Annotated in this window: 13 protein-coding genes; 2 read left to right on the top strand and 11 right to left on the bottom strand. The window is 37.1% G+C overall.

Translation table 11 applies throughout. The features are described 5' to 3' along the window. Positions 1-37: 37 nt before the first annotated feature. Genes QUE18_RS03695 through QUE18_RS03680 form a run of 4 tightly spaced genes read right to left on the bottom strand, consistent with a single transcriptional unit; the run spans position 38 to position 4,630 of the window. Positions 38-1,390, bottom strand: a complete 1,353-nt coding sequence (locus tag QUE18_RS03695) for a glycoside hydrolase family 10-like protein (protein ID WP_286259147.1) — start codon at positions 1,388-1,390, stop codon at positions 38-40. Between the two features lie 40 nt (positions 1,391-1,430). After that, positions 1,431-2,204, bottom strand: a complete 774-nt coding sequence (locus QUE18_RS03690) for an HAD family hydrolase (protein WP_009202984.1) — start codon at positions 2,202-2,204, stop codon at positions 1,431-1,433. A gap of 40 nt (positions 2,205-2,244) precedes the next feature. Beyond that, positions 2,245-3,519: a 3-phosphoshikimate 1-carboxyvinyltransferase gene (aroA, locus tag QUE18_RS03685; RefSeq protein ID WP_009202983.1), complete on the bottom strand. Its 1,275-nt coding sequence runs from the start codon at positions 3,517-3,519 to the stop codon at positions 2,245-2,247. A 4-nt stretch (positions 3,520-3,523) separates the two neighbouring features. Further along, positions 3,524-4,630 carry a prephenate dehydrogenase/arogenate dehydrogenase family protein gene (locus QUE18_RS03680; protein WP_040343871.1) on the bottom strand — a complete coding sequence of 369 codons (1,107 nt, stop codon included), beginning with the start codon at positions 4,628-4,630 and terminating at the stop codon, positions 3,524-3,526. Positions 4,631-4,864: 234 nt separating this feature from the next. Between QUE18_RS03680 and QUE18_RS03675 the strand changes: the two genes are divergently transcribed. Further along, a complete protein-coding gene (locus QUE18_RS03675; protein ID WP_009202981.1) occupies positions 4,865-5,407 on the top strand; it encodes an HD domain-containing protein in 543 nt (180 codons plus the stop codon). Positions 5,408-5,469: 62 nt separating this feature from the next. Here QUE18_RS03675 and QUE18_RS03670 read toward each other — a convergent pair whose 3' ends face one another. The 3 genes from QUE18_RS03670 to QUE18_RS03660 all read right to left on the bottom strand — a co-directional run bounded on the left by QUE18_RS03670 (position 5,470) and on the right by QUE18_RS03660 (position 8,013). After that, positions 5,470-6,138 (bottom strand): YoaK family protein, encoded by a 669-nt coding sequence (locus QUE18_RS03670; RefSeq protein WP_009202980.1) that lies wholly within the window; start codon positions 6,136-6,138, stop codon positions 5,470-5,472. Further along, complete coding sequence (locus tag QUE18_RS03665; protein ID WP_009202979.1) at positions 6,138-7,427, bottom strand: M18 family aminopeptidase; 1,290 nt, start codon at positions 7,425-7,427, stop codon at positions 6,138-6,140. Before QUE18_RS03665 ends, QUE18_RS03670 begins: the two co-directional genes overlap by 1 nt. Before the next feature lie 103 nt (positions 7,428-7,530). Next, complete coding sequence (locus QUE18_RS03660) at positions 7,531-8,013, bottom strand: DUF2798 domain-containing protein (RefSeq protein WP_040343899.1); 483 nt, start codon at positions 8,011-8,013, stop codon at positions 7,531-7,533. 329 nt (positions 8,014-8,342) lie between these two features. Here QUE18_RS03660 and QUE18_RS03655 point away from each other — a divergent pair, with 329 nt between their 5' ends. Continuing rightward, positions 8,343-9,221: a hypothetical protein gene (locus QUE18_RS03655; RefSeq protein WP_242852692.1), complete on the top strand. Its 879-nt coding sequence runs from the start codon at positions 8,343-8,345 to the stop codon at positions 9,219-9,221. A 100-nt stretch (positions 9,222-9,321) separates the two neighbouring features. Here the strand turns inward: QUE18_RS03655 and QUE18_RS03650 are convergent, their stop codons facing one another. The 4 genes from QUE18_RS03650 to QUE18_RS03635 all read right to left on the bottom strand — a co-directional run bounded on the left by QUE18_RS03650 (position 9,322) and on the right by QUE18_RS03635 (position 13,702). After that, complete coding sequence (locus QUE18_RS03650; RefSeq protein ID WP_009202976.1) at positions 9,322-10,332, bottom strand: electron transfer flavoprotein subunit alpha/FixB family protein; 1,011 nt, start codon at positions 10,330-10,332, stop codon at positions 9,322-9,324. Positions 10,333-10,345: 13 nt separating this feature from the next. Continuing rightward, on the bottom strand, positions 10,346-11,104 hold the full coding sequence (locus QUE18_RS03645) for an electron transfer flavoprotein subunit beta/FixA family protein (protein ID WP_040343868.1): 759 nt from the start codon (positions 11,102-11,104) through the stop codon (positions 10,346-10,348). Between the two features lie 167 nt (positions 11,105-11,271). Then, positions 11,272-12,246, bottom strand: a complete 975-nt coding sequence (locus QUE18_RS03640) for a carbohydrate kinase family protein (RefSeq protein WP_008394375.1) — start codon at positions 12,244-12,246, stop codon at positions 11,272-11,274. Further along, positions 12,236-13,702: a glycoside hydrolase family 32 protein gene (locus QUE18_RS03635; RefSeq protein WP_009202974.1), complete on the bottom strand. Its 1,467-nt coding sequence runs from the start codon at positions 13,700-13,702 to the stop codon at positions 12,236-12,238. The genes QUE18_RS03640 and QUE18_RS03635 overlap by 11 nt, the downstream gene beginning before the upstream one ends. Positions 13,703-13,707: the final 5 nt, after the last annotated feature.

The raw sequence follows: 13,707 nt of genomic DNA, 5'->3' as shown, positions 1-13,707 counted from the left end.
TCTCTATGCAATGATCTCTGCAATATTTATTTCCTGTTTATTTTAAAACTGTTTTGAGCTGATTGACTGCTTTGGCACTTGTCTTGCTCTTTAGATCCTGATAGTCAAAGAATGCAAATCCATCCACATGTTTCTCTCTTGCATACTGGACCTGTTTCTTCAAGACTTTTGTATCACTCTTCCATTCTTTTCGTTCTGCACGATTCTGGCCAACATTATGTCCCGCACGATATACTGCGATTCCAATATAAAGTTTAACTTTCTTACTCTTTGCTGCCTTGATCCAACGATCTGTGACTTTATTAAATTTTGCAGTTGGATGTTTAAATCCCCAGTATACCTGTGGGCAGATATAATCAACATACTCTGTAGAATTTAGCCATTTATAGATATCTACATAATATGAATATTTACTTGTCAGATTGTCAATATTTCCTGCTGGACTGATACCATATGTTACATTTGGATCTACACTTTTTACTGCTTTTTTCATCTGTATCACAAGAGTATTTACCTGTGCGCGACGGTAAGTATAGATACTTTTCTTTTTCTTCTTATAAGAAGATTTCTTATATTCTTTTGCATCAAATGCCTTTTTGACATTACGTTTTGTAAAAGATGGATAGAAATAATCATCCATATGAATTCCATCGACATCATAATTTTGTACGATTTCTTTCACTCCATTTGTGATCAGTGTTCTGACCGCTTTTTTGGATGGGTTGTAATACAAACTTCCACCATAAGATAATACATTTCTTCTTGTAGACTTCTTGGCATGCCATTTTCTTGCCTGATTATTCTTTGCAAGTTTCTTATAATTCGTAGAACCTGTTGTTACACGATATGGATTTACCCATGCCTCGATCTTCATGTCATTGTCATGTGCAACTTCTACCATGATCTTTAATGGGTCAAATCCTGGATTTCTTCCCTGTTTTCCAGAAATATATTTGGACCAAGGGAAATACTTTGACTTATAAATGGCATCTCCAAATGGTCTTACTTGCACGATCACGCGATTCATTCCAAGACTCTTTCCTTTTTTGACAACACCTGTAAAGTAGGTACGGAAATTTGCTGCCGTTCTCTTTTTATATTTTGCACGATAAGAGTCATAATCGTAGAAAGAAAACCAGAATGCTTTATATTCTCCCATAGACTGTGTCTCTTCCTGCTGTTCCGTTGTAGTTTCTGTTGTCGCTTCTGAAGCTGTTGTTGCTTCTGTTGTCGCTTCTGAAGCTGTTGTTGCTTCTGCCGTTGTTCCCTGTGCCGGATCATTTCCATCTCTTGCTGCTGCCAATACCATATGGCTGCATAAATTCACAAACATTGCACTGACAACCAATAATGCGATCCATTGTATCTTCCCTAATTTTAAATGTTTCATATTTCCCTCCGATGTATCTTCTGTCTGCTGTTTTACTTTATTAAATCCATTCAAAATGTTCACATGCTTTCTTAATACCGTCATTGACATTTGTATCGGTCACATAACTTGCCATATCTTTTAAATCCTGGCATCCATTTCCCATAGCAATGGAAAACCAGTCTTTACAGAACATATCCATATCATTGTAATCGTCCCCGAATACAACCACATTTTTAATATCTGCGCCAAGATATTCCATCATCTTCACAATACCACCACGTTTATTATCTGGCTGGAACATTAAATATTCTGGTTCAAATCTCAAATGCCCGATCAACTCTTTCTTTGTAAGTTTCTCTTCTTCCTCTTTTGGAATAGCTACATAAATCTTGTAAATCGCGTCAACACTGTCAATATCTAACATATCATCGATGATATATCTGGTTGGTTCTTTTCTCTTTCCAACCTGTCTTAGAAATTTATCGTCTGTCATATAGACATCTTTCGTATCATCAAGAGCTACACACCATCCATACCCTAATTCTTCTGACTGATGAATGATCTGTAAACACCCTTCTTTATCCAAAGGAATATTTTCCACTAATTCATTGTTGATCACACAGCCATTGCCTCCACAACAGACCATATTTTTAAACCCATTGGCTTCTGTGAATTTACGTGCTTTGTAATGTGCTCTTCCAGTTGCAATCGCAACAAAATGTCCATTTGCTTCTAAACGATCCAACGCCTCTCTGGCACTTGGCACGATCTTCCCTGTCGATCTATCTGTCAATGTTCCGTCAATATCAAAAAAGAAATATTTCTTTTCCATTGTTATCTACTCCTTATAAACTCTTATCATAGCATTTTATTTATTGCAATGAATTTAACTGTTCATAAAATGTTGGATAAGACACATCTACACATTCTGAATCTTCGATCACAGTTTCTCCTTCTGCATTGATTCCTGCAATCGAAAATGTCATAGCGATTCGATGGTCGTATTTACAATTGATGCTTGCTCCATGTAATGGATTACCGCCTTTGATGATCATTCCATCGTCTGTCGCTGTTGCATCAACACCCATTTTCACAAGATTATCAACCGTTAATGCAATTCGATCAGACTCTTTTACCTTCAACTCTGCCGCGTCTTTGATCACTGTCTCACCTTCTGCAAATGCTGCTAACAGTGCAATAACTGGAATCTCATCGATCAATGTTGGAATGACTTCTCCACCAATCACCGTTCCTTTTAATTTGCTTGTCTTTACAACGATATCTGCTGTTGGCTCTCCCCCATTATCGATCACATTTTCTAATGTAACATCAGCTCCCATATCTTTACATACACGCAGGATTCCATCTCTTGTTGGATTGATTCCAACATTTTTTAAACGGATACATGAATTTGGTGTGATCAGTCCTGCCACGATAAAGAAAGTTGCTGAAGAAATATCTCCTGGAACCACGATATCTGTTGCGATCATCTCTTCTGGAGGTGTGATCGTCGCTGTTGTATCATGTGATTCTACTTTCACTCCAAAAGAACGAAGCATTAATTCTGTATGATTTCTTGATAATGCTGGTTCTGTCACACTTGTCTTGCCATCTGCATATAATCCTGCTAATAACACACAGGATTTTACCTGTGCAGATGCAACTGGAGAATCATAATGTGTTGCATTTAATTTTGTTCCTTCAATCTTCAATGGTGCACATCCATTTCCATTCACACTTGTGATCTTTGCACCCATCTGTTCTAATGGTTTGATGATCCTTCCCATTGGACGTTTATTTAAAGATGCATCTCCAGATAATACAGTTTCAAAATCCTGACCTGCCAGGATTCCTGAGATCAATCTTGTTGTTGTTCCGCTATTTCCTACATCTAATGTCTCACTTGGTGCCTTTAAGCCATGAAGTCCATTTCCATGAACAGTGACGTTCGTTCCATTCTGTTCGATCAAAACACCCATCTTACGAAAACAATCGATCGTTGACAGACAGTCTGCTCCTGATAAAAAATTGCTGATATGTGTTGTTCCTTTTGCTAAAGATCCAAACATAACTGCTCTATGACTGATCGATTTGTCTCCTGGAATTGATAATTCTCCTCTAAGTCCCGCACTTTTTGTTAATTTCATGTTTTTATTTCCTCTCGTATACTGTGTAGTTTTTATCTCTTAAGATTTTTGTCGCCTTCTTTGCTGATTCATCATCATATAACATGATCTTTAAAACACCCTCTTCGAATTCACGGTTGTGAATGATTCCAATATTCTTGATACTTACATGATTCAAAGCAAGCAAGGTTGTCGTTGTTGCGATCGTTCCTGGTTCATCTGGAATATCAATAAAGATCTCGTAAGATTTCTGGATCAGACCAACCGCACTGTCTGGCACAGAATCTCTATATTCTCCTGCCTGTTTAAAATAATTATTCAAATATTCTCTGTCTTCCATATCAAGTGCTGCGATCACATAGCCTAAATGATTCTGTGCTTTTTGCAGTAATTCTTTGATATTCTTCTTATTTGATAAAGAAATCTGTTCCCATACGACTGGAGATGAAGATGCGATTCTTGTGATATCTTTAAAACCACCTGCAGCTAACTGTTTTAAAATTCCATCATCTGTATCCATATTACTTACGATATGTACCAGTTCTGCTGCCATGATATGTGGTACATGACTGATCGCTGCAGTATAGGCATCATGCTGCTTATAATCCAGAATGATCGTTAATGCTCCTAATTCTTCAATGAAGTTTGTAAAATCTTTCACTCTTTGTTCGCTGACTTTCTTCGTTGGCGTGATAAAATAGTAAGCATTCTCAACTAATCTGTCAGAACTGAAAGAAAAACCTGCCTTCTCTGATCCTACCATCGGATGTCCTCCGATAAAGTATTCTTCCATTCCTAATTCTTCAATCTTTAAGTGAATCTCTTCCTTTACACTTCCTACATCTGTTAAAATACAATTTTTATTAATCGATCCTTTCAGATCTTTTAGATACATTACATTATATTGAACCGGTGCACACAAAAATACATAGTTGCATTCCGCAAAATCTGTTTTGCAGTCTGTAGCAATTGAATCAATGATTCCATCCTCCAATACACTTTTGATCGTATCCGGGTTTTCATCCATTCCAATGAGTGTATAGTTTGGAAAAACTCTTCTTATTCCCTTCGCAATGGATCCACCGATCAATCCTAAACCGATAAATCCGATCGTAAAATTGCTGTCTGTCATTGTTTTACTCTCCTTTTTTCTTGCGGTGATCACAAAATCTTCTCATTCTTTGATCACACTTAGTTTTTATTTTAACTTCCTGTATTTAAAAAGTCAACACTGACACGCTTTAAAGTGACAAAGTATTTTCCTCTCTATTTTCTTGGATTTCCTACTTGAATACCAAAAAAAAATGCTTTATGATTATCTTAACAATTATTTTACACTAACTTATTTTAATAAAGGAGTTTTCCAATGTTTGAAAAAGCCGTTATCTACGCAACAAATGCCCACAACGGTCAGACAAGAAAAGGCACCAATCTTCCTTTTATCATCCACCCTATGGAAGTTGCTGCCATCGTTGCCGCTATGACTCTCGATCAGGATATGCTTTGTGCCGCTGTCCTTCATGATGTTGTTGAAGATTGTGACGGAATCTCGATAGATGACATCCGTCGTGAATTCGGTGATATCGTTGCTTCTTATGTCTATCAGGAAAGTGAAGATAAGAGTAAGACATGGGTTGAGAGAAAAGGCCATACGATCGATTTCTTAAAGAACCGTGCATCCCGCAACGCTAAGATCATCGCCCTTGGTGACAAGCTTGCTAACATCCGTGCACTTTATCGGGATTATAACATCCTTGGCGAAGAGTTATGGGAGAGATTCAATATGAAGGATAAGAAGATGCAGAGTTGGTATTATCGTGGAATGATCGAAGGTTTTGCTGATCTTTCAGAATTTCATGAGTATGAGGAATACTGTCAACTTGTAAATGAAGTTTTCCCTGAAGAGTAACAAAAAAGAAAAAAGACTGATTTCGCAAACATTGTTAAATGTTTGTAAAATCAGTCTTTTTATCAGATTCTGAACTCTTTTGCCATCAAGATCGTTGCGATCGCTAGCAAAATACTACAGATAAAGATAGAACTTCCTCCTGCACGACCGGTTAAAAATCCTCCGATCACTGCTCCAATAATGAAAAAAGTAATAATTCCATAATATCGTAAACTTTTTTGTTTTAATGTCTTATCTCCTGTTTTAAAGTACTGGCACAGTGCTTCTGTTCCACTTCTTAAATTACCAGTACACATCGTACTGGCAAATGGATGCCCATGAACCCTTCGAAATGTCTCCACCTGCATAGAACATACAAAAGAAATCAGTACATTCGCCACAACATCATATTGTCCCAGTGGAATAAATCCAACAACCGTTATCATCACAAACTCAAGTGCCACAATTCTCTGTCTCCAATGAATCTTATGTTCTTCCTTATAAAAATACTTTATGATTTCAACAAGAATTACGCCCACAGCAAATGCAAGAATTGGAACAAAATAGTAAAATGCCTGTGTAAAATCCCGCTTTTGAAGATTCACACCAAACAATACGATATTTCCTGTCTGTGCATTTGCAAATACATGTCCACGCATTAAATAACTGTAGGAATCAAGAAAGCCTCCTACGATTGCAAGAATTGCTGTTAAGAAAAAACTCTCTGACATCTGCAAATGTTTTTCTTCCATTAAATCTGCACTTCCTTTCCAAGCTCATAAAAAGATTCCATCAGTGTGATCATATCATCTAAATCTTTGCATCCAGCAGTTTCGTATGTTGAATGCATGGATAGCTGTGGAAGCCCGATATCTGCTGCCTTGATCGACACCTGTCCAGTCAGGATATTACCAAGTGTTGAACCTCCTAACATATCCGAACGGTTAAAGAATACCTGACACTTAATCTTTTCTTTTTTACACAGATATTTTACGAGTGCCGCTGAATTCGCATCGGTTGTATATTTTTGTGATGCATTGTATTTTAATACAATTCCTTCATTGATATACGGACGGTTCGTAGGGTCTGTCTTATCCTGATAGTTCGGATGAACTGCATGAGCGTTATCTGCAGATAACATAAAGCTGTCTGCCACCGCCATATAATATTCTTCTTCATTTTTTCCACAAAGATAACTGATCCTTTTTAATACCTCTGGGAAAAATGTTGATCCAGCCCCCTGTTTTGTACCGCTTCCGACTTCTTCATTATCAAAGACCGCACACACTGTGACATAATCTTTTGAAAGCTTTGCATTTAACATTCCTTCGATGGATGAATATGCACATTCAAGGTCGTCTAATTTGGGAGCTGCAACAAATTCTTCGTTGATTCCTAGTGTTGTTCCTCTCATTCGGTTATATAAAAACAGATCATAAGATAAAATATCTTCTTTCTCAACGCCTGATTCTTTGGCGATCATTTCCTCAAAACCATCTTTTGTAAGATTTCCTCCACATAATGGCAGGAGATCTTTTTGTGGATTTAACTGTTTTGATTCATTTGAAGATCTTGACATATGAATTGCAAGATTCGGAATGATCATAAGATCTCTGTCAATATTGACCAACTGATCTTTGATCTGTCCGTTTTCTTCTATTATAATACGTCCCGCAACAGATAATGGACGATCAAACCATGTTTCTGGGATCATTCCACCATAACGTTCAATATTTAATTTCGTATAATGTTTCTCTACGGACATCTCAGGCTGTTCTTTGATACGGTATGTTGGAGAATCACTGTGGCTTGCCACGATGTGAAACCCTTGAAAATCCTTCTTTGGCAAATGAAATGCTATGATAGAACTTCCGTTTCTCGTAACAAAGTAACTCTTTCCTTCCTCCAGATCCCAATATTCTTTCTCTTTTAATTCCATAAAACCATATTCCAGAAACTGTTTTCTTGCATTCTCGATCACATGAAAACAGCTTGGACTATGATCAATAAATTCGATTAAATTTTTGACATTGTTTTTCATCTATTTCCCTCCAAAAATTTTCTAACGATTATTCTAGCACATTTATATAGGAAAGGAAAGAAATGTGGTTATGTCAGTTTGATATATCTGTTATATTCTTTTATTATGCAAGCACTTTTCCTTCAGGAAATGCAGCTCTAAACACAAAGCGTACAACAGGTCCTGCAATGATCAACTGATATGGAAGTGCCATTACAAAATTCTTTGGAATATTTGTCAGCCATATCATCAGTAAGTTTGAGAAATTTCCCATCTCAATACTAACTTCGACTGCTCCATAAAGTGACATAATGATCACCATAGGAACAACCATACAGCAAGATACTGAAATAACTTTTCTTAAAACAGAGCTGTCTGGTTTTACAAGATATTTAAATGCAAATCCTTTTGCGATCTTAGATACAAAAAACCAGTCGCAGCACATTGCAAAAATATATGCGATCGGGAACCCTAACCATCCGGCTTTGATGGATTCCATTGATAATCCTCCCATATGTAATGATACGTTGTATATGCTCATCCAAAATACCATCATAAAACACATGATGAATGTATAGATAAGGCTTTCTCTTTTATTCTGTGGCATTTTCTTTTCTCCTCTTCTTGTTGTAATAAATTGTTGCTTTTCTTCAAGAAATAAGGCAAAAAAATAGTGAAGACCCTCAACCAAACTCGTTGCGGATCTCCACTTTCTATCGTGTGCAATCTTCACTGCGTTCTTTCCTGCTTATTTCTTGTCAATGCATTATTATACACACTTTTTATGTCTTGTATAAGCACTTTTTTTAATTTCGTCACATTCTTTAATTTAATTATTATATATACCATATTTTTGTGCATTTTCTACAATAAAATATGTTAAAATATAATCAGAAACAATTAGTTTTCATATACTTAAGAAGGAGGGATTTTCTCATGAAAAGAAATGTATACAGGATTTTAGGTTGTTTTCTTTTTGCTTTTACATTATGCATTATGACACCATCATTTGCAAAAGCTTCTGTTAAAAACATACCTCAAACAAAAACTTCTGGAACTTATGTTGGTAATGTTGACCTCACTGGAGACGAGAATGCTGATTCTGTGATCATCCGTACAACACCCGATCAAGAAGGCTGGTACATCAACCGTTTTACGATCTATCTAAATGGAAAAAGGACCACAGAAATATCTCTCCGTGATCACGACTGTTATGACCTCACTGTAAAATATGCAAAAATGAGCACACAACATACATTTATCCAGATCATTGGCCGTGGTGAAAATGACTACGTTACTTATAATGAAATCTTTACTTATAACAAAAAATCCAACCAATTTCGCGTTGTAAAATCTTTTAATAATCGATCATCTTACGCTGAAGAAATCGTTACTGCCAATAAAAAAGGGATTACCGTTAAACATCGTGTACAACCTATGGAAACCGGATGGATCAATTGGACACTGCCTTTTAAATACAGTAAGCAAAAATTCATTAGAACTGCATCTTCTACAAAAACGGTACGAAGCGAACTTGGACAAAACAGAAAAGATAAATATTCAAGATATTTTGCAAAAAACAAGTTTATCACTGCCAAAAAAGTAACTTTTTATAAAAAAGCTGGCAGCAAAAAAGTTGCTTTTCGTGTACCAAAAGGGAAAGCTGTAACTTTAAAGAAATTAATTTATTCTAAGAAAAAGATTTATCTACAGTTTAAATACGGGAAGAAATATGGCTATCTTCGTGTAAATCGGGCAAATTATAACTTTGAAAAACCACTTTTTCAGAATGTTAATTCACGATTAGCTGGCTGATCATTTTCAATACCAACCAAAATTCTCTAGTCTGGAACTCATCTTCTGAAAAACTTTATGCTGTGTATCAAAATCGAATACACAGCATATTTTTCTATTTTTATAAGAATTCTTTCCCTTCTTCCACCTGTTTTAACATACTCTCCAGTAATTTCTTTGCATCTGAAACCACACCATAATCACTGTATGCAAAGATCGCAGCCCTCGGATTATTATTGACTGAAATGATACAATCTGCATCAATTCCTGTCATATGCTGAATTGCCCCGGCAATACCGAATGCAAGATAGAGTTTCGGTTTTACGGAGATTCCTGACTGTCCTACCTGCTGTGTTGGAAGCATCCATCCTGCATCTACACACGGTCTTGTACATGCAACTTCCCCTCCGATCTTCTCTGCAAGTCTCTCAAGAAGCGCAAATCCTTCTTCTCCTTTCATCCCACGGCCACCGGAAACTATGATCCTTGCTGTATCCAGATGGACTTCTTTTCCACTTTTTCCTGCCGCTCCATGATAGATCAGATTTTGCTGTTCTTCCTTCAGACATTCTGGATGCACATATAACATCTCACCTTGTTTGTCTTCCTTGTATTCTGCTTTTCCCATCACTCCTGTACGGATCGTGATCACCGATGTCAATGATGGATCGATCAAAAAGTCTGCCATATTTTTTCCATCGAATGCCGGTCTTGTGATAATAAGTTGTTCCTGTTTCTCATCGTATGTAAGTTTCGATGCATCACAGACTAATTCTGTATCGAATGCATAAGCTGTCTTTCCTGCAAGGACTCTTCCTGATGCCGTTCCTCCGATCAGAATCACTTTCGGATCCTTTTCTTTTAAAACTTCTATGACCGCATCATGATGCAGCTGCATATGTCCTTCTATTAATTTTTCATCTTCGATACAAAGAATTTCATCAACTCCGTAATTGTAAAGCTTCTTTGCCTCTTCTTTGATCCCACATCCTGATAGAATAACTGACAATGAAAGATCTCTTTCCTTCGAAAGTTTTCCTGCTGCCCCGATCAATTCCAACGTCAGCGGCATGATCTCTCTCTTTTGAATCTCTCCAACAACAACGATTCCTTCTTTTTTCCCAAAATTCATATCCAAACACCTCCTAGATCACGCTCTTTTGCTTTAACAACTGAAGAATCTGTGCCGCCTTTTCTTCTTCATCTTTTCCACCGATCATAACAAGTTTTTGCTGTTTGCTGCTTTTGACTTCATATTTTCTAAGTTGCGTTACTTTTCTCTTGGTCACAGAAAGATTCAGGTCTTCATTCGTCAATATCTTTGTCTTATATGTTCCATCATATGTTTTCATGATATCTGGTACGGATGGAAAACGGTTCTTGTTCTTCTCTCTGATAGAAAGTATCATTGCTGGAGTTTTTGCTTCTACCTTATATGCCATTTGATCACCCATACATGTTGCGAAAACACTTCCATCTTTCATCTCTGTGATCTCGTCAGAATACGCGATCAATGGGATCTCCAACGCACAAGAGGTCATAGAAGCCATATGGGCACTGTCTCCATCAATTGCCTGCCGTCCGCATAAGAGCAGATCATATAGACCAAGCTTTTTGATCATCGCTGCGACGATCTTGGCTACCTGTGATACATCCATATCTGCGAATTGGGGATCACTGATCAGGAAGGCATCATCAATTCCATAAGTAAGTGTCTCTTTCATAACATCTTCTGCAGATAATGGTCCAAATCCGATCACGTCTACAGTTCCACCATAGCGATCTCTTAAATCCAGTGCTTCTTTTATTACGTTCTTATCACTGTCATTTAACTGATCCACATCCTGATATTCATCTTTGATCGAATCATCTGGAATTTGTTTTAAAATCACAACAAATCTCATTTCGTTTCTCCTTTTTTGTTTATTTTGTAAATATTTTGCACGATAATTATGTTTCAAATTGTAACATTTCAACAATTCTTCGTCAAGCATTTTTACTTTCCACAAAAGGAGAAAAAAAGAGCCAAATACTACATTCAGCTCTTCTTTCTTCTATGATCTATAAGGATTTATTTCTTTAATGTCTTCATCCATTCATCCATCTCAGCTCGATCTGCCATGGCTGCTAATGCACCTTCTTTTGTTGTTGTGTTCGCTGCATAAGCATTGGCAAAATCAAGGTAGTTTCTTAATGTGTCATCACTTACGGACTCCAAATCTTCTACTTCATCATTTAACAGACAGTATAGGAATGCTCCGATAAACGAATCTCCAGCACCTGTCGTATCTCGGACATCGATCTTATATCCAGAAGCTTCTACCATTCCATTTCTCGTATACACTTCTGCTCCGTCAGCTCCTTTTGTGTAGATAACGTATTTTGCACGATCAGCAAATAAACCGTCCAGAGCATCTTTGATATCTGTATGTCCTGTGATAAATTCCAGTTCTTCGTCAGAAATCTTGATGATATCTGCGTATTTTAAGAAATCATTGACTGTCTCTTTTAATTGATCAAGATCGTCCCATAATGAAAATCTTAAGTTTGGATCAAAAGATACTTTCACATTCTGCGCGATCGCCATATCGATCAGTTTCTTGTGAGCTTCCTTCATTGGAGATTCCACAAGGTCTACACTGCAAAAATGAATCATTCCACAATCGTTTAAGATATCTGCCGGGATATCTTCTACACTGTAGCGTAAATCTGCACTATTTTTTCTATAAAATTTGAAATCACGGTTTCCGTCAGAGGCAAGGGATACGAATGCTAAAGCTGTTTCCCCTTCTTTGTCTCTTGCAATATTAGAAGTGTCGATTCCTGCTTCATCTAACACTTCCACGATATAATCTCCAAATGGATCATCTCCAAGTTTTGTTAAAAATTTGGATGGAATCCCAAGCTTTGTGACTGCTCCGACTACATTGGCAGGTGCTCCTCCTGCGACTCTTTTAAATGAAGGTACATCTTTTAGTCTCTGTCCCTTAACTTCAGGAATAAAATCGATCAGTGCTTCTCCGATCCCACATAATTTATTCTTCATGTCTTCCTCCTTCAATTTCGAATGATTTTAATGGATATACTGTCATTATACCAGAACATTCTCCATTAATCAGTAGTCTTCCATGATGATTGTAGATTCTTGTTGTAAAAACTTCTTCTCCGTGGTTTACAAAGATCTCTAAGGATGAAGTATCCGCAAAAATCTGAAGATGCTCTAATTTTTCTAATCTTACTTTTCTTGTTGATCTTCCACTTCCATAGACACCAAGATTTAAGGTCAGGATATTGTCTTTATAGGAAAGAGTGATCCCTTCGCGCAGTGTCATTACCATTTCTCTGCATCGTTTGAAATCTACAACAGCTTCATAGATGTTATTTTGCATGATGATCGTCTGTCCATAACAAAATGTACAAACTGCTTTGTCTTCACTTCGAAGCTGTTTTAATTCTTCGATCGGCTCCTGAATCAGTTTCCCGTCTCTTACGGATAATTCTCTTGGAATCGTCAGTGCATGCTGCCATCCTGCTTCTTCCGTTGGATTCGTATAGTCTGCATCTGGGATTCCCATCCATCCGATCAGAATTCTTCTTCCACTTTCATCCTCAAAACTTTGTGGTGCATAGAAATCAAATCCGCGGTCAAAAAGTTTGATATCTGTGATTTCATATTCATCGGTATCAAAATCATAGTCTAATTTCATTGCTGTGACCTGATGAACATTTTCGTAATCAATGCCTTGTGTTTCTACTCCCTGTGGGCAGCAGATGATGTATAACTGTCCGTCCATCTCAAACAGATCCGGACATTCCCACATATAACCAAACTTCTGTGGAGTTGTGATGCGGTTCTTGTATGTCCAGTTCTTAAGATCTGTAGATTCATATAGAAGAATCATACCCACACCTTCGACATCCCTTGCTCCAAGAACCATGTAATATTTCTCATTTTTCTTAAAGATTTTTGGATCACGCACATGGTTGCTCATGTCAGCCGGATAATCGTCGGTTGTCATTAACAATTCCTTTTTGGTAAACTCATAGCCGTCTTTACTTGTAAATGTGATCGTATTACTTCCACGTCCACTGTTGATATAGTCATAATCATCTCTGTCAAAATATTTTAAATTTCCTGTGTAGAAATAGTGGATCGTATCATCTTCAATAAATGCAGAGCCGGAATAGACACCATGGGCATCAATGTCTTCATCTGGGAATACGACTGGTCCAAAATCTTCATAATGAATAAAATCTTTTGTCGTATAATGTCCCCATGTCTTTAACTCACCAGTTGGTTCAAATGGAGTGTACTGGTAGTAAATATGGTATGTCCCATTAAACTGGCATAAACCATTTGGATCATTTAACCATCCTGTCTTTGGCATTAAATGGAATTTTAATCGGTCTTGATCTGCTGCCACACGTTCTCTGTAAGCTTCATTTTCTTTATACCATTTTTCATAATCTGCCTTATAGACTTTCTTGTATTTTTCAAACATCTGCC

It is taken from the genome of Anaerostipes hadrus ATCC 29173 = JCM 17467, assembly GCF_030296915.1.
Lineage (GTDB): Bacteria > Bacillota > Clostridia > Lachnospirales > Lachnospiraceae > Anaerostipes > Anaerostipes hadrus.
This window is presented reverse-complemented; position numbering and strand designations above follow the sequence as displayed.

Bases quoted from the DNA above. Each gene is read 5' to 3' on its own strand.
- QUE18_RS03695 (WP_286259147.1), bottom strand. From the start codon at position 1,390: ATGAAACATTTAAAATTAGGGAAGATACAATGGATCGCATTATTGGTT.
- QUE18_RS03690 (WP_009202984.1), bottom strand. From the start codon at position 2,204: ATGGAAAAGAAATATTTCTTTTTTGATATTGACGGAACATTGACAGAT.
- aroA (WP_009202983.1), bottom strand. From the start codon at position 3,519: ATGAAATTAACAAAAAGTGCGGGACTTAGAGGAGAATTATCAATTCCA.
- QUE18_RS03680 (WP_040343871.1), bottom strand. From the start codon at position 4,630: ATGACAGACAGCAATTTTACGATCGGATTTATCGGTTTAGGATTGATC.
- QUE18_RS03675 (WP_009202981.1), top strand. From the start codon at position 4,865: ATGTTTGAAAAAGCCGTTATCTACGCAACAAATGCCCACAACGGTCAG.
- QUE18_RS03670 (WP_009202980.1), bottom strand. From the start codon at position 6,138: ATGGAAGAAAAACATTTGCAGATGTCAGAGAGTTTTTTCTTAACAGCA.
- QUE18_RS03665 (WP_009202979.1), bottom strand. From the start codon at position 7,427: ATGAAAAACAATGTCAAAAATTTAATCGAATTTATTGATCATAGTCCA.
- QUE18_RS03660 (WP_040343899.1), bottom strand. From the start codon at position 8,013: ATGCCACAGAATAAAAGAGAAAGCCTTATCTATACATTCATCATGTGT.
- QUE18_RS03655 (WP_242852692.1), top strand. From the start codon at position 8,343: ATGAAAAGAAATGTATACAGGATTTTAGGTTGTTTTCTTTTTGCTTTT.
- QUE18_RS03650 (WP_009202976.1), bottom strand. From the start codon at position 10,332: ATGAATTTTGGGAAAAAAGAAGGAATCGTTGTTGTTGGAGAGATTCAA.
- QUE18_RS03645 (WP_040343868.1), bottom strand. From the start codon at position 11,104: ATGAGATTTGTTGTGATTTTAAAACAAATTCCAGATGATTCGATCAAA.
- QUE18_RS03640 (WP_008394375.1), bottom strand. From the start codon at position 12,246: ATGAAGAATAAATTATGTGGGATCGGAGAAGCACTGATCGATTTTATT.
- QUE18_RS03635 (WP_009202974.1), bottom strand. From the start codon at position 13,702: ATGTTTGAAAAATACAAGAAAGTCTATAAGGCAGATTATGAAAAATGG.